Below are 1132 nucleotides of genomic sequence, written 5' to 3'. Positions count from 1 at the left end.
CGGACGCCGTCGCATCCGGCATCCCGTACTGGGGCGTGTGCCTCGGCGCCCAGCTCCTCGCCGCAGCCACAGGAGGCACCTGCATCCCCGGCCACAGTCCCGAGGTCGGACACCCAACCCTCACCCTCACCGACGCCGGCCGCACGGACCCCGTCATCGCCCCCTGGGCCGCCACCACCTCCCCCACGCACCAGCCCACAGTCATGTCCTGGCACAGCGACACCTTCACCCTGCCCCCCGACGCGCAACTCCTCGCCCGAAGCGACCACTACCCCCAGGCCTTCCGCATCGGCCCCCACGCATACGGCATGCAGTTCCACCTCGAAGTCACCGCCAACCTGGCCGGACACTGGCTGCACGACCACTCCTACCGCACCGCCGCCGAACAAGCCCTCGGCACCCAAGGCATCAACCCATTCCTCACCACCCACGCACAGCAAGCACCCGCACTCGAACAACAGGCACACACACTCATGGAGTCCTGGCTCACCGCGATTCCATGTTGACAGCAGGGCATCGGGGTGATCGGACAGCGGGTCTTGTCAGAGCTGGCCCCGCCATGCCGGCCCCGTATCAGTACCCGCAAGGTGAAATCGGCGACTTCCCGCTACGCGGAAAGGGAGATGGACGGCCGCCCCGACCAGAGCCTGCCCGTGATCTCCATGATGATCACGCTCCTGCAACCCCGCCTCCTCACCCCGCGTCGCCGGCCACCACGGTCCCTGACTATGTCTTGCCCCGGCCAGATCAGCAAGCGCACGACCTGTGTGTCCTCGCGGTCCTCCAGCCAGAGCCCGAGCGGCAGTGACGGGCCAGAGAGAGCCGAACTCCTCGGTGAGGTCGCCCTGGTTGCCATCTATCGGCAGCTCGCTCGCTGGGTCGAAAGAGGTCTGATCAAGAGGGTGCGCACCGGCCGCTACGCGGCAGCTGCCCCAACGAAGACCACCACTTTGCGCGGCCCGCGGAAACGCTAACTACCCGGCCTGGGGGAAGCCTCGCATCGGTCGGGCGGTTCATCGTCCGCCCCCTTCTCCTGTCTTGTCGTCGTCCACGATCTCCGCGTCGACGACCTCGTCCTCGCCCGTGGCCTGCTGGCCCGAGTGCCCGCCGGCACCGTCCGGGCCGGCCGCGG

General features: G+C 68.5%; 1 protein-coding gene. It reads left to right on the top strand.

Features of this window, described 5'->3' with window-relative positions:
- Window positions 1-506: type 1 glutamine amidotransferase (locus tag ACIQU6_RS45065; protein ID WP_403488593.1), on the top strand; the 506-nt coding region annotated here is incomplete at its 5' end.
- Between the last annotated feature and the right edge of the window lie 626 nt (window positions 507-1132).

It is taken from the genome of Streptomyces sp. NPDC090442, from assembly GCF_044769405.1.
Classification (GTDB): domain Bacteria; phylum Actinomycetota; class Actinomycetes; order Streptomycetales; family Streptomycetaceae; genus Streptomyces.
The sequence above is the reverse complement of the archived record's forward strand: the minus strand, read 5'-3'. Positions and strand labels throughout refer to the sequence as shown.